Below are 1,151 nucleotides of genomic sequence, written 5' to 3' on the forward strand. Positions count from 1 at the left end.
CACGGGTACGGCGACGGGCCCGGTCGTCGGCCGTGGTCGGCGGTCGCGCACATGGTCGATACCCTTGACCTCATGACGTCGCACCAGACCACCCAGACCATGAAGCCCGCCACCGCGGCGAAGAAGCTGGGTGTGTACCTCCAGGCCACGCCCGCCGAGTTCCAGGAGGGCGTCGTCACGCGCGCCGAGCTGACCGCGCTCCAGACGGACCCGCCCGCCTGGCTGGCGGAACTGCGCCGCAGCGGCCCGCACCCCCGCCCGGTGGTCGCCGAGAGGCTGGGCATCTCCATCGCGGGGCTCGCGCGCGGCGGAGTCACCGAGGCCCTCACCACCGAGCAGATCGAGGCCCTGCGGCAGGACAGCCCCGAGTGGCTGCAGAAGGAGCGCGCCACACAGGCCGAGGTCCGCAAGGAAGGCGCCCGCATCAAGAAGCGCAACGCGGAGCGGGCGGCCCAGTCGGACGACGGTCGTTCCTGACCCGGTTCGCCGGGTGCCGCCGGGCGCTCGGCGGCACCGGACGAGCCGGACGAGCCGGATGTCGTGCCCGGTGAACCGGACGTCCGTGCCCGCGCCCGGGCGAACCGAAGCCCGCATCAGCCGAACCGGACACCCGCACCCGCCCATCACGACCGCCGTCCGGCGAAAATCCATGAGCCGTGCGGCAGGGCCCCGGGGCAGGATGCCCTCCGTGAACCATCTCCTGTACGGACTCGCCGCCAATCCGGCCCTGCCGTCCGAGCTGGTCGACCGGCTGATCGCGGTGGCGGACGCCGACGTCGACCACGGTCTCGCCGGCCGTGCCGATCTCAGCCGGGCGCAGGCGGCCACGCTGGCCGCGCGGGACGAGGGGAACGGTGTGCTGCTGGCGTACGAGGGCAGGCTGACCGCTGCCGACGTCGATCCCACGGCGCAGCCGCTCGCTGCCCTGGCGCTGCTCGACGAGGGTGCCGGCGCCCCGGAGTGGGCCCGCCTCCTCGCGGTGGATCCGGACGTCGAGCACCGGGAGAAGCTGGCCGCCTGCCCCGGCCTGCCGCCGGACGTGGTGGAGACACTCGCCGCCGACTCGGACGTACGGGTCGTCGTGGAGCTCGCCCTGTGGGCCGCGCCGGACGTGGCCGCCCGGCTCGCGGGGCATCCGCACGCCGAGGTCC

The 1,151-nt window shown here is 74.6% G+C and carries 1 protein-coding gene and 1 pseudogene; both read left to right on the forward strand.

The window, feature by feature from the left end:
- The first annotated feature begins 72 nt into the window (after positions 1 to 72).
- A complete protein-coding gene (locus tag AWZ10_RS23690; RefSeq protein WP_046705613.1) occupies positions 73 to 477 on the forward strand; it encodes a DUF5997 family protein in 405 nt (134 codons plus the stop codon).
- Between the two features lie 211 nt (positions 478 to 688).
- A pseudogene (locus AWZ10_RS23695) lies at positions 689 to 1,151 on the forward strand (hypothetical protein); the annotation flags it as partial.

It is taken from the genome of Streptomyces europaeiscabiei, assembly GCF_001550375.1.
Taxonomy (GTDB): Bacteria; Actinomycetota; Actinomycetes; order Streptomycetales; family Streptomycetaceae; genus Streptomyces; species Streptomyces europaeiscabiei.

Excerpts from the sequence above, each read along its gene's own strand:
- AWZ10_RS23690 (WP_046705613.1), top strand. The coding sequence starts at position 73 with ATGACGTCGCACCAGACCACCCAGACCATGAAGCCCGCCACCGCGGCG.